Here is a 19,562-nt window from a genome sequence, read left to right as displayed (position 1 = left end):
GAATTAACAGCCCGGCGCTCGTGAGAGCCGGGCCGATGCTCGGAAGGGCAAGCGGTCTGGCCTACTCCGCCGCCTGCTTGGGCCCCATCAGGAACGCCACCAGCGCCGCCAGCAAGGTCGCCACGCCGCCATAGGCGAAAGCGCTGGCCACGCCGGCGTGATCGACCAGCAGCCCTCCGAAGATGGCGCCCAGCGCGATCGCCACCTGGAAGGTCGCGACCATCAGCCCGCCGGCGCTTTCGGCCTGGTCTGGCGCGGCGCGCACCAGCCAAGTCTGCAGGCCGACCGGCACGGCGCCGAAGGCAAAGCCCCAGGCGGTGACGGCGACCGCCGCCGCAATCGGCGAAGCGCCGAGCGCAAGCAGCGCAGCCGCCGAGAGGGCGATCAGCAGCGGCGCCAGGCCCACGGCCATTTTCAGGTTGCGCTCGGCCAGGAACGCGCCGGCGAAATTGCCGAAGAAGCCGCCAATGCCATAGGCGAGCAGCACCAGCGAGATGGTCTCGATCGGCATCGCCGGGACGGTCTCCAGGAACGGCCGCACATAAGTGAAGCCGGCAAACTGTCCGGAAGCGACCAGCAGCACCACCAGCAGCGCGATGCGGATCATAGGCCGCTTCAGCACCTCGACCAGCGTGCGGAAGCTTGCCACGGTCGTCGGCGGCAGGCCGGGAAGGGTGGCGAGTTGCACCAGAAGCGCCAGCCCGCCGACGACCGCGGCGATCATAAACGCCGTGCGCCAGCCCCAGATGTCGCCGACATAGGCTCCGACCGGAGCCGCCGTCACGGTGGCGACCGAGACGCCGGTGAGAATGATCGACATGGCGCGCGGCATCAGCCGCATCGGCACCAGCCTGAGCGCCATGGCCGCCGACATCGACCAGAAGCCGCCGAGCGCGACGCCCAGCACGACACGGGCGAGAAGCAGCATGGTGAGCGATGAGGCGAAGGCGGCGACGAGATTGGAGACGATCAGCAGGACAGATAGGATCCACATCACCAGCCGGCGGTCGAGCCGCTTGGTAACGATCGCCATGGTCGGCGCGGCAATTGCCCCGACGACAGCCGTCGCGGTCACCGCCTGTCCGGCGGCGCCTTCGCTGACGCCCAGGTCTTGCGCCAATCGCGTCAACAGGCTGGCGGGCAGGAATTCGGCGGTGACCAGGCCGAAAACGCCGAGCGCCAGCGAGACCACCGCGGCCCACGCAGGCTCACTTCGTTCTTCAGGTTCGGTTCTGTCGAGGACAGCGGCGTCGATGGCGCCTGTGGCGGGCTCGGTCATGGCAAATCTCCGGTGAGTTGCAGCGCAACATTTGAGCTGCAATGCAACATAGGGAGTGACTATCTGGAGTTTCCATGCTAGAAACGCCGAAATGAATTACAATTCGTCCAAATCGGTTTTGGAGACTTCGGGCGACCCGCTCACCGACATGTTGCGTGGCTTGCGCCTCGATGGCGTCGACTATGGCCGCTGCGTGCTGGGCGAGCCCTGGGCCGTCTCCTTCCCCGCGCAGAAGGCCGCGCGTTTCCATTTCATCGGACAGCAGGGCTGCTGGCTCTTCTCGCCGGCCAAGGAATGGATCGAGCTCTCGCTGGGCGACGCGCTGCTGATCCCGCGCGGCGACGAGCATGTGCTGGCAAGCGCGCCCGGCGTGCCGCCGGTGCCGATCGGCCGCTACACCATCGAGCCGGTATGCGAGAACATCTACGACGTCTCGAACGGCTGCGACGGCTGCAAGACCTTGCTGTTTTGCGGCTCGATGCATTTCAACCTCGACGGCTCGCATCCGCTGCTGGAGATGATGCCCGATCTCATGCAGGCGCATAAGCTGATGGCGAATGCGCCCGGTATCCAGCATCTGCTCGACGCCATGGCCGGCGAGGTGGCGATGGACCGCGTCGGCTCCGGCGGCATTCTTGCTCGCCTGGCCGACGTGCTGGCCGCCACCATCATCCGCTCCTGGGTGGAAAACGGCTGCGGCGACGCCACCGGATGGATTGCCGCCGTGCGCAACCCCGATGTCGGCAAGGTGCTCGCCGCCATCCACCTGCAGCCGGAGCGCGACTGGACGGTCGAGGCGCTGGCCAGGATGATGGGCGCCTCGCGCTCCGCCTTTGCGCAGCGCTTCGCCGCCGTGGTCGGCGAGACGCCGGCCAAATACGTGCTGCGCGTGCGCATGCATCAGGCGCGGCAATGGCTTACCCGCGACGGCACGAGGGTTTCGGTCACGGCCTCGAGATTGGGCTATGATTCGGAAGCCTCCTTCAGCCGCGCCTTCAAGCGGGTGATGGGCGTGGCGCCGAGCCATTTCCGCAATGCCAGCGGCGACGAACAATCCTGATCGCGGCTGTCGGGCTGGAGGAATTGCCAAGTCTTTTGGACGCCGCGTCATTCCGCGTCGGCCGAGGCCGCATAAGCTGGCCGGCGGAGGAAACCGCCATGCCCAATCATCTTGCACCGCTTGCCCTTGCCGCACTTGCCATCTTGCCGAGCCCCGCTTTCGCGCTGGAAGACAGCTATTTGTCCGCCGACAAGATCCCTTATGCCGTCGAAGCGCCAGGCCAGCCTCAGCGCCTTGGCCCGCTATGGGGCGAACGGGCAAGAGGACCGGCCGGCACGCTGCTGAAGGTTCCCGGCAACTGGCGCGCGCCCGTCCATGCCCACACCGCCGATTACCGCGCAGTGGTCATCAAGGGTCTCTGGGCGCACTGGCAGATGCAGGGCGGCGAAGCCACAAAGGTCGAGTTGCCGCCCGGCTCCTACTGGACCCAGAAGGCCGACGAAATGCATGACGACGCCTGCCTGTCGGACACCGAATGCGTGATCCTGCTGATCAACGACACGCCTTACGAGACCTATCTGCCGAAATAAGACTGCGGGCTAAGCCCGACTTCTATCCCGCGTGCCGCAGGCTCACACCGCTACCTTTGTCGAACATCACCACCTTGTCCGGGTTCCAGGCAAAGCGCACCGGCTCTTCGATCGCGACGTCGGTCCTGGCCGGCACCGTGGCCCGCAGCATCGTGTCGCCGACCCTCAGCGTCAGGATCTTCTCCACGCCGTGGTTCTCGACATCGTGGACCCGTGCCTCGACCGGCGCGCCGCTCTCCAGGTAGACATCCTCCGGACGGATGCCGAAGACGAGCGGGCGACCGTCGGTCGCGCCGCTTGCCTTGGCTCCCCCGAAAGCCTTGGCCCCAATTGCGAGCGGCAGTTCGAAATTCATCGGCGCCATCACCGCGCGGTCGTCGACAAGTCTGCCGTCGATGAGGTTCATCGGCGGCGAGCCGACGAAGCTCGCGACATAGGTGTCGCGCGGGTTGTTGTAGATCTCATGCGGCGTGCCCGTCTGGACGATGCGGCCATGGTTGAGCACGCCGACCTTGTCGCCCATCGACATGGCCTCGATCTGGTCGTGCGTGACGAACAGGAAGGTGGCGCCGAGTTGCATCTGCAGGTTCTTCAATTCCGTGCGCAGCGCCTCGCGCAGCTTGGCGTCGAGCGCCGACAGCGGCTCGTCCATCAGGAACACGCGCGGTTTGCGCACGATGGCGCGGCCGATCGAGACGCGCTGCATCTCGCCGCCGGAAAGCCGGTCGGTCTTGCGGTCGAGCAGGTGTTCGATCCTGAGCGTGCGGGCGGCGCGCGCGACACGGTCCTTGATCTCGGCATCCGGCAGCCTGCGGATCTTCGGCTTCAGCGGAAATTCGAGGTTCTGCCGCACAGTGTAGCGCGGATAAAGCGAATATTGCTGCAGCACCAGCGCGACGTCGCGCTCGGCCGCACCCCATCCGGCAACGTCGACACCATCGATGAGAACTTGCCCCTCGGTCGGCTTATCCAGTCCGGCGATCAGGCGTAGCGTCGTCGTCTTGCCGGCGCCGGTCTCGCCAAGCAGCACGAAGAACTCGCCGTCGGCTATGTCGAGGTTCAGACCCGTCAGCGCGGTGTGGCTGCCGTATTTCTTGGTGATGTTCTTCAGTTCGATATGGGCCATTACAGCCTTACTCCCAGCGACTTGCCGCTTGCCGTGTCGAAGAAGTGCGCCTGCTCGGGATCGATGCGGACATGGACTTTCTCGCCGGGGCCCGAGACGTAGCCCGCCTTGGTGCGGGCGCGCAGCATTGTGGAGCCGACCCTGAGATCGACAATGTCGAAGGACCCGAGCGGCTCGATGATGCTCGCCTCGACCGGCATGTAGCCGGCCGCCGCATCGTGCCGCACGAGTACGCCCTCCGGGCGGATGCCGAGCGTCAGGCCGCCATTGGCTGCATGCCCGTTGAGCCTGGACAGGAGCTGGCGCGGGAACTCGAAGCCAGCCGGCGCATCGCCGACGGTTACGGAGGCAGCGCCCGCCTGATCCGCGACACTGGCCTCGGCGATGTTCATCACTGGGCTGCCGACGAATTGCGCCACAAACAGGTTTGCCGGATGCGAATAGACATCGTCTGGCGTGCCGACCTGCTGGATGAAGCCTTCATGCATGATGACGATGCGGTCGGCGAGGCTCATCGCCTCGATCTGGTCGTGCGTGACATAGATCGTGGTCGACCCTTGCTTGACGTGCAGGCGCTTGATCTCGGCGCGCATCTCCTCGCGCAGCTTGGCGTCGAGCGCGCCGATCGGCTCGTCCATCAGCATCGCCTTCGGGCGCCGCACCAGCGCACGGCCGATGGCCACGCGCTGCATGTCGCCGCCCGAGAGCGCCGACGGCCTCTTGTCGAGCAGATCGGTGATGCGCAGGACCCGGGCGACCTCGCGCACGGACTTGTCGACTTCGCCGCTGCTCATGCGCATTGCACGCAGCGGAAAGGCGACGTTCTCGAACACCGTCATATGCGGGTAGAGCGAGAAGGACTGGAACACCATGGCGATGTCGCGGTCGGCCGCCTTGAGGTGCTGCACCGGCTTGCCGTCGATCAGGATATCGCCCTGGTCGATCGTCTCCAGCCCTGCCACGGCGCGCAGCGTCGTGGTCTTGCCGCAGCCCGACTGGCCGAGCAGCACGATGAACTCGTTGTCGGCGATGGCCAGGTTCAGATTATGGATGACCTGGACGGCACCGAAGAATTTCTCGATGCCGCGAAGTTCGATCTGCGTCACTGGCGGGCTCCCTCATGCGTCGCGGCGCCGGTTTCCTCGCTCTGCTCCGGTGCGATCTTGGACGTGATGTTGAAGCCGATCAGCCCGATCAGGATGATCGTCACACCGTATGAATGCAGGCCGAGGCTCCATGGTTGGCAGAGCGCTACGATGCCCAGCACCATGAGGATTTGCGAGGCCGGCAGCAGGTACTTCTCGTTGGTGGAGCGAAAACTCATTTGCGGATTGCTCCGAACGTCACGCCGCGAAGCAGATGGTTGCGCAGCAGGAAGGTGAAGATTGCGACCGGCAACAGGAACAGGAAGGTACCCGCCGCGATCGTCGTCCAGTCCGGCAGGCCGGAGCCGATCTGCGAGGGGATGAAGGGCGGCGCCGTCTGGGCGCGCCGGTTGGTCATGATCAGCGCAAAGGCGTATTCATTCCAGGCGGTGATGAAGCAGAACACCGCGGTGGCGGCGATGCCGGTCGCCGCTTCCGGCAGCACGATCTTGAAGAAGGCCTGCATGCGCGTGTAGCCGTCGACGAGCGCCGCCTCCTCATATTCTTTCGGGATCTCGTCCATGAAGCCCTTCATCAGCCAGACCGAGAAGGAAAGATTGAAGGCGACATAGAGGATGATCAGGCCGATATGCGAATCGTTGAGGCCCACGACCCGGTACATCAGGAACATCGGAATGGCGACCACCACCGGCGGCAGCATGCGGGTCGACAGGATGAAGAAGAGCAGGTCCGCCTCGCCGGCGATCTTGAAGCGTGAGAAGCCATAGGCGGTGAAGGTTCCCATGCCCACAGCCAGCACCGTGCTGATCACCGCCACGATCAGGCTGTTCATGAACCGGTCGGGATATTGCGAAAGCTGCACGTCCTTGCCGACCTTGAGAACCCGCTCGCCGCCGTCATAGATGCGTTTTTCCCACCAGGGCGCGGCATCGTAGACTTGCGGATCGACGGGCTTCTGCATCTGCACGCGCTTGGTGAAGAGCCGCACGAACGGCGTCACCTCGGGCTCGAACAGCACGGTGGGCGGGACGCTGACGGCGAGCTCCTTCGGCTTGAAGGCCGTCGAAGCGATCCAGTAGATCGGTGCCAGGAAGATCAGCGTCGCGATCAGCACCGCGGCGATGGCGATGCGGTTGAAGGCGACTTCGGAAGAAGTGCGAACGGCGGCCATGTCAGCGCTCCTTCACCTTGTTGAGATACTTCACGTAGAGGTTGGTGATCGCCAGCACCATGATCAGCACGATGTAGGCCAGCGCGCAGGACTTGCCCGTATCCCACTGCTGGAAGGCCTGCTTGTAGAGCCGGATCGCGATCAGCTCGGCGGTCGGCTGGGTGGTCATCGTGTAGGCGATGTCGAAGGTCTTGAAGGCTTCCATGGTGCGGAAGATCAGCGCGATCAAAAGGATCGGCGAGACCAGCGGCAAGGTGATGCGAGTGAAGGTGTACCACCAGCCGGCGCGGTCGATCGCGGCCGCCTCGTAGAGATGCTGCGGCACGGCCGAGAGACCGGCGAGCGACAGCAGCATGACGAAAGGCGACCACATCCAGATATCGGTGATCGCGACTGCGTAGAGCGCGCTGTCGGGATTGGAGAGCCAGGCGAAGTCGCCAAGGCCGAAGACATAGTTGATCGGTCCCCAGGACGGGCTGTAGAGCAATTGCCAGAACAGGCCGACGACCGCCGCGGACATCATCATCGGCAGCAGCAGAAGCGTGGTGATCAGGCCCTTCATCGGAAAGCTGCGGTTGAGCAGAAGCGCAAGGCCGAAGCCGACGATCATCTGCCCAGCCACCGAAACGATCACATATTTGGCGGTGATGACGAAGTTCGACCAGATATGATCGTCGCTCAGCAGCTCACGATAGTTCTGCAAGCCGACGAACTGCCAGGGTTCGCTGCGGTTCGCGGCGAAGTTCGTGAAGGAATAGCCGAGCGAATAGATCAGCGGGAAAATATTGAAGACGATCAGAAAGACCAGCGTCGGGATGATGAACAGGTTGCGGATGGTCAGATCGGACCAGCCGCGAGCGGCGGCCCTGGACGCTGGATCAAGATTGGTAAGGGCTACCGAAGCCAACTTTGTCTCCTGAAAACAGGAATGCCGGAGGGGGAAACCTCCTCCGGCATTCTGACTGCGATGCTTACTTGTAACGGTTGTACTTGGTGAAAGTCGCCTTCCAGTCGGCGGTCGTCTTGTCGAGCGCCTCCTGGGCGGTGCCCTTGCCGCCGACCACGAACGGATAGATGTTCTGGTTCAGCTGGTCGAGCACTTCGGCGTATTCAGGCGTTGCCCAGAAGTCCTTGACCATGAACATCGTGTCGTAGAACGCTTTGTTGTAGGGCGTCGCGTTCTGGAAGGCCTCCGACTTCAGCACGGCCTGGCTGCAGGTGTAGCCGCCGAGCTCGGCCCACTTCTTCTGGGTCTCGTCCTTGATGAACCACTCGAGGAACTTCATCGCCTCGTCCTTGTTCTTCGAATATGAGACGACCGAGATGCCCTGGCCGCCGAGCGCGGCGAAGCGCTTGCCGTCCGGGCCGGCCGGATTGGCGAAGAAGCCGGTGACGTCGGCGTAGGGGTTGGTGGCCTTGTTCACCAGCGGCGGGAAGAAGGCGAAGAAGTTCATGCTCATCGCGGCCAGGCCGCCGGTGATCGCCTGGTTGTCTTCCACGAAGAAAGTCTTGCCCCAGCCGGGAGGCGTGAACTTGTAGAGTTGCTTGTACATGTCGAGGCCGGCGGCGGCTTCCTTGGAGTTGGTGATGCCGTCGACCTTGTAGGTCGCGTAGTCGCCGAGATCGCCGCCATAGCTGAAGATGGCGCTTTCGACGCCCATCGCCATCGCGTCATAGGAATTGTCGGTGTAGATGGCCACGCCGTACCGCTTCTGGTCCGGACGGTGGAAGAACTCGGCGATGTCGCGCAGCTGCGCATAGGTCGTCGGCACCGCGAGGTCGTAGCCGTATTTGGCCTTGAAGGCTTCCTTCTCCTTCGGGTCCTCGAACCAGTCCTTGCGATAGGACCAGCCGATCGCGTCGCCTTCCAGCGGGATTGCCCAGTACTTGCTGGAACCGCCCGGGTACTCGGCGTAATATTTGATGGTCGCGGGCGCCATCACGTCGCCAAGCTTGTGCTGGTTGAAGAAGTCGGTCAGGTCGACATAGTGGCCTTGCGTCGAACCGGCGCCCAGCCATTGCGAGTCGCCGACGACCATGTCGTAGGCGTCGCCATGCGCGTTGAACTCGGTGAAGGCCTTGGTCTGGAAGTCGGGCCACGGCGTTGTCTGAACCGTGACCTTCACGCCGGTTTCGGCTGTGTAGTCGTTGACCAGTTCCTGCAGGTAGTTCGCCGGGTCCCATTCCGCCCAGAAGATGGTGAGTTCCTTATCCTGCGCGCGGACGGATGTCCCGCAGGCAAGCGCCAGCCCAATACCAGCAATCACGCTGGTCATAATCTTGCGCATAGTTTTCCTCCCTTGTGCGCATTCTACCGTCTCATGCGAGCCGGCGGCGAAGCCGGCCTTGGTAGTTCCTCCTGTGATGGCACCTCTCCGGTCCAGGCCTCCCACCCTGTCGGAAATGGATCGCAGCCTTCACTTTGATCCGCTTTATCGGTCCTAAATCTGGTATTACCAATTCCCGCTTGACGTCAAGCGCTTTCTTGGGAGGCTAGGAGCAGGCGAACGGGCCCACCAATGCGGCATCTGCCTGTTTTCCCTCGTTTTTCCTACTCCTTGATACGCCGATCCCTTGTGAGGGCCCGCTCACCCCATTTAACATTCAAAATCGCCCTCACAATCTGGTCGAACCAGATTTAACCGATCGTCGCCTCAGGCGCCGTAGCCATTCCTGCCGATTTTGCCTCCGATTCCGCCATCGCGGCGCGCACCAAGGCGCCTGCCGCCCACTGCGCGACCGACATCATCTCGGTACTGTTCAGCCCCCAGATGTCCTTCAGCACCGTGACCACCTCGACGCCGAACATCAGCGACAGCGCCTGGGCCAGGCGCCTCAACTGGCGCGGCTTCAAGCGCCCCTTGAGCGGTGCGATCGCATCTTTCAACAGGTCGACGCGATGGCCGCGAATGAAGGCCGGTTCGGACCCGAGCGTGCCTGCCTGGCGCCGCGCCCATTGGTCGAGGGACAGTTTCAGCGCCGCCTTGAACGTCGCCTCGAAGGCTTCGATGCGCGGCATCGCGGTGGCGAACAGGTCCGCCACGCGCCGCTCGGCATCGTCGGATGCCGACTTCCAGGTGAGGATCGGGCCGAGCCCTTGATCGACCACCGCCTGCACCAGCGCCGCCTGGCTCGGGAAATAGCGGTAGGCGGTGGCGCGCGACACCTCTGCCGCCTCCGCGACCTCGCTGACCGAAGGGGTCATGCCGGACTGCATCAGCCTCGTCGCCGTTTCCAGCATCAGCCTCTTCGTGCGGGCGCGCGGCCCCTTCTCTGCGGCCGGCGCCTGCGTGGCATCATCGGCGGAGGCGGCTTGTTGACGTGAGACATCCATATCAATACGATACGCGCGTCTCAAAAATTTGCAATGGCTCCCGGATTGGCCACGTTGACGCTCTACGGCGCCCCCCTCTGTCCTGCCGGACATCTCCCCCACTTGGGGGGAGATCGGATTTCCGGCTTGCTTTCGCCAATCTTGAGCGTCGCAGGAGAAGCGGCGGCATCAAGGCAAGCCAATCTCCCCCCTTGTGGGGGAGATGTTCGGCAGGACAGAGGGGGGCGCCGAAGAGCAACAGGCTCTCATGCGTTAAGCATCGCTATCTCCGGCCCGCCCAGCCGAGAGACGCATCCATGAAGCGTATCTATGTGATCGGCACCGCCGACACCAAAGGTGAGGAACTCGCCTTCCTGGCCGATGCCGTCGCCAAGGCCGGCGGCGCGGTCGTCCGTGTCGATATCGGCACGCGCGGCGCGACCGTCCCGGTGGATACCCCCGCCAGCGAGGTCGCCGCGCATCATCCCAAGGGAGCGGGCGCTGTTCTCGGCATCGACGATCGCGGGGCCGCCGTTGCCGGCATGGGCGCGGCCTTCGCGAATTTCATCCAGTCACGTAACGACATCGCCGGGGCGATCGGCATCGGCGGCGGCGGCGGCACCTCGATCGTCACCGCCGGCATGCGGGCGCTGCCGCTCGGCCTGCCGAAGATCATGGTCTCGACATTGGCCTCCGGCGATACCGCGCCTTACGTCGACATCTCCGACATCATCATGATGCCGTCGGTCACCGACATGGCGGGACTGAACAGGCTCTCCCGCACGGTGCTGCACAATGCCGCCCAGGCGATCGCGGGCATGGCGGCGAAGCCCGCCTCGGCCGCCGCCGGCAAGCCGGCGCTCGGGCTCACCATGTTCGGCGTCACCACGCCCTGTGTGACGGCGATCGTCGACCGATTGCGCCCCGACTATGACTGTATGGTCTTCCATGCCACCGGCACCGGCGGCCGCTCGATGGAGAAGCTCGCCGACAGCGGCCTGCTTGCCGGCGTCCTCGACATCACCACGACGGAAATCTGCGATTTCCTGTTAGGCGGCGTGCTGCCGGCGACCGAGGATCGCTTCGGCGCGATTGCGCGCACGAAATTGCCCTATGTCGGCTCGGTCGGCGCGCTCGACATGGTGAACTTCTGGGCGCCGCCGACGATCCCGGAACAATATCGTGGGCGGCTCTTCTACGAGCACAATCCCAACGTTACGCTGATGCGCACCACGGCCGAGGAATGCCGCAAGATCGGCGGATGGATCGGCGGTCGCCTTGCCCGATGCGACGGTCCGATCCGCTTCCTGATCCCGGAGAAGGGCGTCTCGGCGCTCGATATCGAAGGCGGCGCCTTCTTCGATCCGGAAGCCGACGCCGAGCTGTTTGACGCCATTGAGCGCACGATCGGTCCGACCAGGAACCGCACCGTCACTCGCCTGCCGCTGCATATCAACGATCCCGCCTTCGCCAAGGCTGCGGCCGAGGCCTTCCTCGACATCGCCAAGAAGTGAGACAAGACAAGCATGGCTGCCATTCCGCGCAAAACGATCCTGGAAAAATTCGGCAAGATGATCGCCGACGGCGTGCCGATCGTCGGCGGCGGCGCCGGCACCGGCCTGTCGGCCAAGGCCGAGGAAGCCGGCGGCATCGACCTGATCATCATCTACAATTCCGGCCGCTACCGCATGGCCGGCCGCGGCTCGGCCGCCGGCCTGCTTGCCTATGGCAACGCCAACGAGATCGTCAAGGAGATGGCCTATGAGGTGCTGCCGGTGGTGAAGAAGACGCCGGTGCTGGCCGGCGTCAACGGCACCGACCCTTTCGTCATCATGCCGCTGCTGCTCGCAGAGCTGAAGACGATGGGCTTTTCCGGCGTGCAGAATTTTCCGACCGTCGGCCTGTTCGACGGCACCATGCGCCAAAGCTTCGAGGAGACCGGCATGGGTTTTGGGCTCGAGATCGACATGATCGCCGAGGCGCACAAGCTCGACCTCCTCACGACGCCTTATGTCTTCAACCCGGACGAGGCGCGCGCCATGACCAGGGCAGGCGCCGACATCGTCGTCGCCCATATGGGTGTGACGACCGGCGGTTCGATCGGCGCCACCTCGGCGAAAACGCTCGACGCCTGCGTCAAGGAAATCGACGCCATTGCCGATGCGGCGCGCTCAGTGCGAGAGGACGTCATCCTGCTTTGCCATGGCGGACCGATCTCGATGCCCGACGATGCGCGCTACATTCTCGAACGCTGCGAGGGGCTGCACGGCTTCTATGGCGCAAGCTCGATGGAGCGGCTGCCGGCGGAAGCGGCGATCGCCAGGCAGACGGCGGATTTCAAGACAGTCGCGATCACGAAAAAGAAGGGATGAGGCAATGGCCGACAGGAGCAAGGTGTTCGTCTATCCGAAGGATGTCAGCGCCTTCGGCTTCGACTGGGGCAAGCTGTCGCTGACCGTCGCGCCGGAAGTGAACGGCGCCGCCCGCTTCTCCGGCGGCGTCGTCGACCTGCCGCCCGGCAAAGGGCATACCCGCCACAACCATCCGGGCGCCGAAGAGATCATCTTCGTCATCTCCGGCAATGGCGAGCAGATGGTCGAGGACGAACAGGGCAATCCGGTGGTGGCGAAAGTCGGCCCCGGCTGCACCATATATGTGCCGGAAAGCCGCTTCCATTCGACGCTCAACACCGGCGGCCAGCCGATGCAGCTCTTCGTCGTCTATTCGCCCGCCGGACCCGAGCTGGCATTGCGCGACCTGGCGGATTTCAGGCTGCTGCCGGCGGGCAAATAATCTTCAGCGTTGCAGCCCCCTCATCCGGCCGCTTCGCGGCCACCTTCTCCCCGGCGGGGAGAAGAGGTTGGCGCCGGCGCCACCCCTCCTCTCCCCTCGGGGAGAGGTCGGATTGCCCCGAATTGCCCTTCGCAATTCGGTTGGCAATCCGGGTGAGGGGGAGTGCCGTCGATTCTATGCTGCCGTCCCGCCCCTGTTCCAGCCGCGTCCGCGATCTCCGAACATCACATAACCGGCGTCTGTCACCGCTGCCGTGTCCTCCAGCTTGATGAAGCCGCGTGTCGGATGAAGCATGGTGGTCTCGACCGACAGCACCATGTTCTTCTCCAGCGGCTTTGCCGCGTAAGTACCTTCATAGGCGACCGGATGATTGGTCATCAGGAACGGCGCCTCATGCGTGATCAGCCCCATGCCGTGGGCGAAGAAATCCGTAAAGGCCGCAACCTTCGAGGCCTTCAGCACACTCTCCGCATGCGCGATCATGTCGCCACCAAGCGTGCCCGCCTTCACCTTGGAAAATGCCGCCTGCTGCACTGCTTCGACTTCGGCCAGAAGATCCTCCAGCTCGGCATCCGGCTCGCCGAGCACGCCCATGCGGCAGAGGTCGCCGATATAGCCGTGATAGTTGCCGCCGGAATCGATCGACATCACCTCGCCCTTCTTCCACGCCTGGCTGGACGCCGCGCGATTGTGGCTGGAACCCAGTGTCAGCAGGCAATATTCGAAATGCGCGCCGCGATGGGTTTCCTCGCGCCTGAGCCGCTCGATGATGTCGGTCTTGCTCGTGCCCTCGCGCGCCCAGCCAATTGTCGCCAGCATGGAATCGGTGATCAGCTCGGAGGCGATGCGCAATTGTTCCAGCTCAGCCTCGGTCTTGATGGCGCGCATGCGCTCCAGCATGTCGGTCGCGTCGATCAGCTTTGCATCCGGCAGCGCCTTGCGGATCAGCGTATAGGCATCCGACGGCAGGAAACCCGGCTCGATGCCGATGCGGGCGGCTTGCTTGCCGATCTGCTTGAGATGCTCCACCGCCAGATTGGCGGCATCGAGCGTGCCCCAGCAGGCGGCGTGCAAGGTCGGCGTCCAGAACGGATGGTTCTGGTGCTCGCCGCCTTCCATCTTGTTGGCGATATAGGCGGCGTGCTCCGGCCCGCCCTTCTCGTAAAGGACGATCGGCAAATAGCGGCTGTGACCGATGGCGTCCATCGCCGCGAAGAAGATGAACTTGTAGCCGCCGAGCAGATATTGCGTGTTGTGCTTCGACGTGGCGAACAGCACGTCGATGCCGGCCTCCTCCATCAGCCGGTCCACCCGCGCCTGGTCGAACGGGACATTGCTGACCTCGGTTTTGCCCGGAGCGATGTTCATCTGCCTCTCCCTATTTTTCATCGGCCGCAGGAGCGCCGAACGTCATGATGGATGGCTGTTGGCTAAATCTGCATCCTTTTGGCCGCTCTGGTCCAGCCAGAATTGATCGCTCTCGCGCTAGACGCGCTTTTCCGTCCTATCCTGATTCAGCATCATCATAATCTGGTCCGACCAGATTATGATACGGTGCTTCTTTCAACTGGCTGGTCCAGCGGACGGAAATTTCAAAGCCAAGCCATGATGCGCCAAATCCGTCTCTGGCGAAACCTTTGCCAAGGGCCATAATCACCGGATTGCCGCGCCGGCCACGGTGCGAAGAGGGGAGTTTGAGCGATGTCCGATTTGACGATTTCACGCCGCGGCCTGCTGGCCGGCTCGGCGCTGCTACTGGCCTCGACCGCATTGCCGACCATCGGCTTCGCGCAGACGCCGAAGAAGGGTGGCCGCCTCGTGCTGGCTGCCGATTCCGAACCGCGCAACCTCAACCCCGCTATCGTCGCTTCCAACGGCGTCTTCTTCATCTCCAGCAAGATCATCGAGACCCTGGCCGAAGCCTCCTTCGACGGCAAAGATGGCCTTCAGCCGCGCCTGGCGCTTTCCTGGGAGGGTGCTGCCGACGGCCTGTCGGTCACCTTCAAATTGCGCGACGGCGTCAAATGGCATGACGGCAAGCCCTTCACCTCCGCCGACGTCGCCTTCTCGGCGCTGCAGATCTGGAAGCCGCTGCAGAATCTCGGCCGCACCGTGTTCAAGGACCTGGCCGCCGTCGACACGCCGGACGATCTCACCGCGATCTTCAAATTCGCCAAGCCGACGCCGTTCCAGCTGATCCGCAATGCGCTGCCGGCGCTGTCGAGCGTCGTGCCGAAGCACCTCTATGAGGTGGGCAAGATCGAGGAGAACCCCGCCAACAACGCGCCGGTCGGCACCGGTCCGTTCAAATTCGCCGAGTACAAGGCCGGCCAGTATTACCGGCTGACCCGGAACGACGCCTATTGGGCCAAGGACGAGCCCTATCTCGACGAGATCGTCTATCAGGTGCTGCCGGACCGCACCTCGGCCGCGGCCGCGCTGGAAGCCGAAGAGATCCAGCTCGCCGCCTTCTCCGCCGTGCCGCTCGCCGACCTCGACCGCATCTCCAAGGTGCCAGGCCTGAAGGTCATCACCAAGGGCTATGAGGGGCTGATCTACCAGCTCGTCGTCGAGATCAACCACCGCCGCAAGGAACTGGCCGACCTCAAGGTGCGGCAGGCGATCGCGCATGCCATCGACAAGGATTTCGTCGTCAAGACAATCTTCCTTGGCTACGCCGCGACCGCCACCGGCCCGGTGCCGAAGAACGATCCGCAATTCTACACCGCCGACGTCCCGACCTATCCTTTCGACGTCGCCAAGGCCAATGCGCTGCTCGACGAAGCCGGCTACAAGCGCGCCGACGACGGCAAGCGCTTCGCGCTGAAGCTGCTGCCGGCGCCTTACTTCAACGAGACAAAACAGTTCGGCGATTATCTGCGCCAGGCGCTCGCCGCGATCGGCATCGACGCCGAGATCGTCAACAACGATGCGGCCGCGCATATCAAGGCCGTCTACACAGACCACGCCTTCGACCTCGCCGTCGGCCCGCCGGTGTTCCGCGGCGACCCGGCGATCTCGACCACCATCCTGGTCCAGAGCGGCATCCCCGACGGCGTGCCCTTCTCCAACCAGGGCGGCTACAAGAACGCCGACCTCGACGCGCTGATCGCGAAAGCATCGGAGACGCTGGATACAGCGGCCCGAACCGAGCTTTACAAGGAGTTCCAGAAGAAGGTGGCGGCCGATTTGCCGCTGATCAATGTTGCGGAGTGGAGCTTTATTTCCGTCGCCCGCGACACGGTCGGCAACATCGCCAACAACCCGCGCTGGGCTGTTTCCAACTGGGCGGACACTTACCTCGCGGGCTAACGTTTTCCCAAGGCTTGCAGATCGCTTGATCGGGTGCTCAGCTTCCACGGTGAGAGTTCCTTCGCGCCCCCCTCTGTCCTGCCGGACATCTCCCCCACAAGGGGGGAGATTGGCGGCTTCCGCGCCCCGCTCAATCCTGCAGCATCTGCGGTTGGCGAAAGCCGGCGAGACAGCTGATCTCCCCCCTCGTGGGGGAGATGTCCGGCAGGACAGAGGGGGGCGCCGTAGAGCGCAACGTCCGTGGTTTGGCCTCAACCAGGCATCGCCATGACCCGCGCCCTCCGCCTCCTGCGCCGCCGCGTCGTCGGTAGCGTCTTCGTGCTCCTCATCGTCGTCGTCGGCAGCTTCCTGCTGCTCGAAGCCGCTCCCGGCGACGCGGTGGACGCCTATATCGTCTCGACCGGCGGCGATGCCGGCATGATCGAATTGCTGCGCCACCGCTGGGGCCTCGACCAGTCGGAGTTGACGCGCCTCGCAAACTATCTCTGGGCGCTGCTGCATCTCGACCTCGGCCAGTCCGTCACCTTCTCGCGGCCGATCCGCGACATCATCCTCGAACGCCTGCCGACCACGCTGATCCTGATGGGCAGCGCCACCGTGCTCTCCTTCGGCCTCGGCTCGGCGCTCGGCATCTATGCCGGCGCGAGACCCGGCAGCATCCGCGACCGCTTCCTCTCGATCGGCTCGCTGGCACTTTATGCCGTGCCCGGCTTCTGGCTCGGCCTCGTGCTCATCGTCGTCTTCGCCGTCGACCTGCGCTGGCTGCCGATCGGCGGCATCGAGACCATCGCTTCCGGCAAGACCGGACTGGCGCGCGCCGTCGACATTGGCATCCATCTCGTGCTGCCGGTTTCGGCGCTCGGCTTCATCTATCTGGCGCTCTATTTGCGCATGATGCGCGCCGGCATGGCGGAAGCCTGGCGGCAGGACTTTATCCTTGCCGCCCGCGCCAGGGGCCTGCCGCGCCGGCGCATCGTGCTTGCCCATGTCGCCCGCAACGCGCTCCTGCCCTTGGTCACCATGCTTGGCCTGCAATCGGCGCAGATGCTGGGCGGCAGCGTCGTCATTGAAAGTGTGTTTGCCGTGCCGGGTCTCGGCCGTCTGGCGCAGGAAGCCGTCGCGGGACGCGACGTGCCGCTGCTGCTCGGCATCATCCTGGTCAGCGCCGTCCTGGTCGTCGTGATCAATCTTCTCGTCGATGTCGCCTACGCTGTCCTCGATCCGCGCGTCGGCGCCGGCGAGGCAAGCGCATGAGCCGCCTGCGCCGCTTCTTCCGCACGCCGGAGGCGATCGCCGGCGCGCTTATCCTCGCCCTGCTGGCCGCGATGGCATTGGCGGCGCCGCTGCTGTTTCCCGGCGACCCGCAGGCCATCGCCGGACCGGCGCTGCTGCCGCCGTTCCAGGACTGGTCGCTGCCGCTCGGCACCGACCGGCTCGGCCGCGACGTGCTGGCCGAGCTGTTCCATGGTGCCCGCACGTCGCTGGCGGTGGGGCTGGCGGCGGCCGCCGCCGCGCTCCTCATCGGCTCGGTGGTCGGCACTTTGGCCGGCTTCGCCGGCGGCCTGATCGACGAAGTGCTGATGCGCATCACCGACGCCTTCCAGACCGTGCCGAGCTTCCTGCTCGCGCTCGCTTTCGTCAGCATCGTCGGCCCCTCGCTCGGCGTCGTCGTCGCGGCGATCGCGCTCGGCGCCTGGACCGGACCCGCGCGGGTGGCGCGCGCGGAGGTCCTGTCGATCCGCGAGCGCGATTACGTCGCCGGCGCCCGCGTCATCGGCATGCATCCACTTGAAATTGCCTTCCGCGAGGTGCTGCCCAACGCCTTGCCGCCGGTGCTGGCGCTGTCCTCGGTGATCGTGGCTGCCGCGATCCTCACCGAGGCCGCGTTGTCCTTCCTTGGCCTCGGCGATCCCAACCGCGTCACCTGGGGCGGCATGATCGCCGAGGGCCGCACGGTGCTGCGCACCGCGCCGTTTTTGTCGATCGTTCCCGGCGTGGCGCTCGTGCTGACGGTGCTCGGTGTCTACCTCGTCGGCGAAGGCGTGGTGGAGAGCACCGCGGTGCGCAGGAGCCTGTCGTGACCGCGCTGCTGTCGATTCGGGATTTAAGGGTGGCGTATCGCCGCGACGGTATCGAGGTGCCGGCGCTGAAGGGTATCAGCCTCGACGTGGAGGCCGGCGAGCGCCTGGCGATCATCGGCGAGAGCGGTTCGGGAAAGAGCACACTGGCGCTGGCGGTCGCGGGGCTGTTGGCGGGGGGTGCCGAGATTGGCGGGCTGGTAGACTGGTTCCTGCCGGCAAGCGCTGGCGCCAAGGCCCCCCTCTCTGTCCTGCCGGACATCTCCCCCTCAAGGGGGAAGATGGGCAGTTCCGTCGCCGGCTCTCCTCTTGCGACCTCGAAAATTGGCGAAGGCAGAGATCACGAGCTAATCTCCCCCCTGGAGGGGGAGATGTCCGGCAGGACAGAGGGGGGCGCCGTAGAGCGCCAGCTTTTTCATCTTCACGATAAACCTGCCCGCCTCGGCCGCGACATCGGCTTCGTCTTCCAGGACCCCTCTTCCAGCCTCGATCCGGTCATGCCAATCGGCAAGCAGATCGCCGAAGTCGTCCACACCCATCTCGGCCTCAGCTGGCCTGACTCCTTCGCCCAAGCCAAAACCCTCCTCGACCGCGTCCGCCTTCCCGACCCCGAAGCCGTCCTCCACGTCTACCCGCACCAGCTGTCCGGCGGCCAGAAGCAGCGCGTGGCCATCGCGGCGGCAATCGCGGCCGGGCCGAAGCTGCTCATCGCCGACGAAGCGACCAGCGCGCTCGACACCATCGTCCAGGCCGAGATTGTTTCCCTGATCCGCCGGTTGGTGGCCGAGGACGGCATGACGCTGCTTTTCATCAGCCACGATATCGCGCTTGCCGCCACGCTTGCCGACCGCATCGCAGTGCTGCGCCACGGCGAGCTGATCGAACTTGGCGAGACCGACCAGATCCTCAACGCGCCGCGCCATGCCTATACGCGCGCCCTGCTCGACGCTCATCTCGGCCTCGACACCGAGCCGTTGTTTCACCGGCAAGGCGCGTCGGCATGACCGTGCTTGCGGTCTCGAATCTGGCCAAACGCTACCGTCGCGGCGGCAAGCCCTTCGCGGCGGTCGACGACGTCTCCTTCGAAATCGGACCGGCGGAGACGCTGGCGCTCGCCGGCCCGTCCGGCAGCGGCAAATCGACGATCGCTAGGCTGGTGCTGCGGCTGACCGAGCCCGATGCCGGTCGCATCGATTTCGAAAGCACGGACTTCCTCGCGCTATCCGGCGCCGCTCTGCGCGCGCGGCGCGCCCGTCTGCAGATGGTGTTCCAGGATCCGCTCGCCGCCTTCAATCCACGCGCCACCGTGGCGCGCGTGCTTGACGATCCCCTGCGCATCCACAACATCGCCCCGCGAGCTGAGCGCCGACATCGGATCGCAGCACTGCTGGAGCGCGTCGGCCTCGATGCCGGTCTCGCGGCTCGTGCCATCCACGAGATTTCCGGCGGCCAGCGCCAGCGCGTGGCGATCGCCCGCGCCATCGCCACGCGGCCGTCGCTGATCGTGCTCGACGAGGCGGTGTCGGCGCTCGATGTTTCGGTGCGCGGCCAGATCCTCGAATTGCTGCTCGACCTGCAAAGGCAGGAACGGATCGCCTACCTGTTCATTTCGCATGATCTCGGCGTCATCCGTGCCGTGGCGCATCGCGTCGTCATCCTCGACGCCGGCCGGGTCGCCGAGAGCGGCGATGCCCGCGCCGTCATTGCCAACCCGCAATCGGCGATCGGCAAGGCGCTGGTCGAGGCGACGCCAAGATTGACCAGGAACCGACCATGATCCTCCAAAGTGGGAAC

At 64.7% G+C, this 19,562-nt stretch carries 20 protein-coding genes; 10 read left to right on the top strand and 10 right to left on the bottom strand.

Annotated elements, in window-relative coordinates:
* Window positions 1-61: 61 nt before the first annotated feature.
* A complete protein-coding gene (locus FJ425_RS27605) occupies window positions 62-1,279 on the bottom strand; it encodes an MFS transporter (RefSeq protein ID WP_140727394.1) in 1,218 nt (405 codons plus the stop codon).
* A gap of 91 nt (window positions 1,280-1,370) precedes the next feature.
* Here FJ425_RS27605 and FJ425_RS27600 point away from each other — a divergent pair, with 91 nt between their 5' ends.
* Window positions 1,371-2,339 carry an AraC family transcriptional regulator gene (locus tag FJ425_RS27600; RefSeq protein ID WP_140727392.1) on the top strand — a complete coding sequence of 323 codons (969 nt, stop codon included), beginning with the start codon at window positions 1,371-1,373 and terminating at the stop codon, window positions 2,337-2,339.
* A gap of 98 nt (window positions 2,340-2,437) precedes the next feature.
* The gene (locus FJ425_RS27595; protein WP_140727390.1) at window positions 2,438-2,869 is read left to right on the top strand and encodes a DUF4437 domain-containing protein; all 432 of its coding nucleotides are present in this window, start codon (window positions 2,438-2,440) and stop codon (window positions 2,867-2,869) included.
* 22 nt (window positions 2,870-2,891) lie between these two features.
* On the opposite strand, the gene FJ425_RS27590 is transcribed toward FJ425_RS27595, so the two are convergent.
* The 7 genes from FJ425_RS27590 to FJ425_RS27560 all read right to left on the bottom strand — a co-directional run bounded on the left by FJ425_RS27590 (window position 2,892) and on the right by FJ425_RS27560 (window position 9,606).
* A complete protein-coding gene (locus tag FJ425_RS27590) occupies window positions 2,892-3,995 on the bottom strand; it encodes an ABC transporter ATP-binding protein (protein ID WP_140727388.1) in 1,104 nt (367 codons plus the stop codon).
* Window positions 3,995-5,101: an ABC transporter ATP-binding protein gene (locus FJ425_RS27585; protein ID WP_140727386.1), complete on the bottom strand. Its 1,107-nt coding sequence runs from the start codon at window positions 5,099-5,101 to the stop codon at window positions 3,995-3,997. Before FJ425_RS27585 ends, FJ425_RS27590 begins: the two co-directional genes overlap by 1 nt.
* Window positions 5,098-5,319 carry a hypothetical protein gene (locus FJ425_RS27580; protein ID WP_095769197.1) on the bottom strand — a complete coding sequence of 74 codons (222 nt, stop codon included), beginning with the start codon at window positions 5,317-5,319 and terminating at the stop codon, window positions 5,098-5,100. The genes FJ425_RS27585 and FJ425_RS27580 overlap by 4 nt, the downstream gene beginning before the upstream one ends.
* On the bottom strand, window positions 5,316-6,272 hold the full coding sequence (locus FJ425_RS27575; protein ID WP_140545886.1) for a carbohydrate ABC transporter permease: 957 nt from the start codon (window positions 6,270-6,272) through the stop codon (window positions 5,316-5,318). Before FJ425_RS27575 ends, FJ425_RS27580 begins: the two co-directional genes overlap by 4 nt.
* A 1-nt stretch (window position 6,273) precedes the next feature.
* Entirely contained in the window at window positions 6,274-7,179 is a 906-nt protein-coding gene (locus tag FJ425_RS27570; protein WP_095769195.1) for a sugar ABC transporter permease, read from the bottom strand.
* 64 nt (window positions 7,180-7,243) lie between these two features.
* Window positions 7,244-8,560: an extracellular solute-binding protein gene (locus FJ425_RS27565; RefSeq protein ID WP_140727384.1), complete on the bottom strand. Its 1,317-nt coding sequence runs from the start codon at window positions 8,558-8,560 to the stop codon at window positions 7,244-7,246.
* Window positions 8,561-8,910: 350 nt separating this feature from the next.
* A complete protein-coding gene (locus tag FJ425_RS27560) occupies window positions 8,911-9,606 on the bottom strand; it encodes a TetR/AcrR family transcriptional regulator (RefSeq protein WP_140727402.1) in 696 nt (231 codons plus the stop codon).
* A gap of 296 nt (window positions 9,607-9,902) precedes the next feature.
* On the opposite strand from FJ425_RS27560, the gene FJ425_RS27550 reads away from it, so the two are divergent.
* From FJ425_RS27550 to FJ425_RS27540, 3 genes are read left to right on the top strand one after another with little or no spacing between them, the layout of a single operon-like run.
* Complete coding sequence (locus FJ425_RS27550) at window positions 9,903-11,099, top strand: Tm-1-like ATP-binding domain-containing protein (RefSeq protein ID WP_140727382.1); 1,197 nt, start codon at window positions 9,903-9,905, stop codon at window positions 11,097-11,099.
* 12 nt (window positions 11,100-11,111) lie between these two features.
* Window positions 11,112-11,957 (top strand): phosphoenolpyruvate hydrolase family protein, encoded by an 846-nt coding sequence (locus tag FJ425_RS27545; RefSeq protein ID WP_140727380.1) that lies wholly within the window; start codon window positions 11,112-11,114, stop codon window positions 11,955-11,957.
* Window positions 11,958-11,961: 4 nt separating this feature from the next.
* The gene (locus FJ425_RS27540) at window positions 11,962-12,378 is read left to right on the top strand and encodes a cupin domain-containing protein (RefSeq protein ID WP_140727378.1); all 417 of its coding nucleotides are present in this window, start codon (window positions 11,962-11,964) and stop codon (window positions 12,376-12,378) included.
* A 174-nt stretch (window positions 12,379-12,552) separates the two neighbouring features.
* On the opposite strand, the gene FJ425_RS27535 is transcribed toward FJ425_RS27540, so the two are convergent.
* Both FJ425_RS27535 and FJ425_RS31730 read right to left on the bottom strand, forming a co-directional pair.
* Entirely contained in the window at window positions 12,553-13,746 is a 1,194-nt protein-coding gene (locus FJ425_RS27535) for a Xaa-Pro peptidase family protein (protein WP_140727377.1), read from the bottom strand.
* A 136-nt stretch (window positions 13,747-13,882) separates the two neighbouring features.
* Window positions 13,883-14,029: a hypothetical protein gene (locus tag FJ425_RS31730; protein ID WP_181176078.1), complete on the bottom strand. Its 147-nt coding sequence runs from the start codon at window positions 14,027-14,029 to the stop codon at window positions 13,883-13,885.
* Between the two features lie 50 nt (window positions 14,030-14,079).
* Between FJ425_RS31730 and FJ425_RS27530 the strand changes: the two genes are divergently transcribed.
* From FJ425_RS27530 to FJ425_RS27510, 5 genes are all read left to right on the top strand, one after another.
* Window positions 14,080-15,690 carry an ABC transporter substrate-binding protein gene (locus FJ425_RS27530; RefSeq protein ID WP_140727375.1) on the top strand — a complete coding sequence of 537 codons (1,611 nt, stop codon included), beginning with the start codon at window positions 14,080-14,082 and terminating at the stop codon, window positions 15,688-15,690.
* A gap of 267 nt (window positions 15,691-15,957) precedes the next feature.
* Window positions 15,958-16,944, top strand: a complete 987-nt coding sequence (locus FJ425_RS27525; protein WP_140727373.1) for an ABC transporter permease — start codon at window positions 15,958-15,960, stop codon at window positions 16,942-16,944.
* Window positions 16,941-17,771, top strand: a complete 831-nt coding sequence (locus tag FJ425_RS27520) for an ABC transporter permease (protein WP_140727371.1) — start codon at window positions 16,941-16,943, stop codon at window positions 17,769-17,771. Before FJ425_RS27525 ends, FJ425_RS27520 begins: the two co-directional genes overlap by 4 nt.
* Window positions 17,768-18,772 carry an ABC transporter ATP-binding protein gene (locus FJ425_RS27515; RefSeq protein WP_140727369.1) on the top strand — a complete coding sequence of 335 codons (1,005 nt, stop codon included), beginning with the start codon at window positions 17,768-17,770 and terminating at the stop codon, window positions 18,770-18,772. Before FJ425_RS27520 ends, FJ425_RS27515 begins: the two co-directional genes overlap by 4 nt.
* Window positions 18,769-19,545 carry an ATP-binding cassette domain-containing protein gene (locus FJ425_RS27510; RefSeq protein ID WP_140727367.1) on the top strand — a complete coding sequence of 259 codons (777 nt, stop codon included), beginning with the start codon at window positions 18,769-18,771 and terminating at the stop codon, window positions 19,543-19,545. The genes FJ425_RS27515 and FJ425_RS27510 overlap by 4 nt, the downstream gene beginning before the upstream one ends.
* Window positions 19,546-19,562: the final 17 nt, after the last annotated feature.

It is taken from the genome of Mesorhizobium sp. B2-7-2, from assembly GCF_006440775.1.
Lineage (GTDB): Bacteria > Pseudomonadota > Alphaproteobacteria > Rhizobiales > Rhizobiaceae > Mesorhizobium.
Note: the sequence above shows the minus strand (reverse complement) of the source record. Positions and strands in the feature narration are given on the sequence as shown.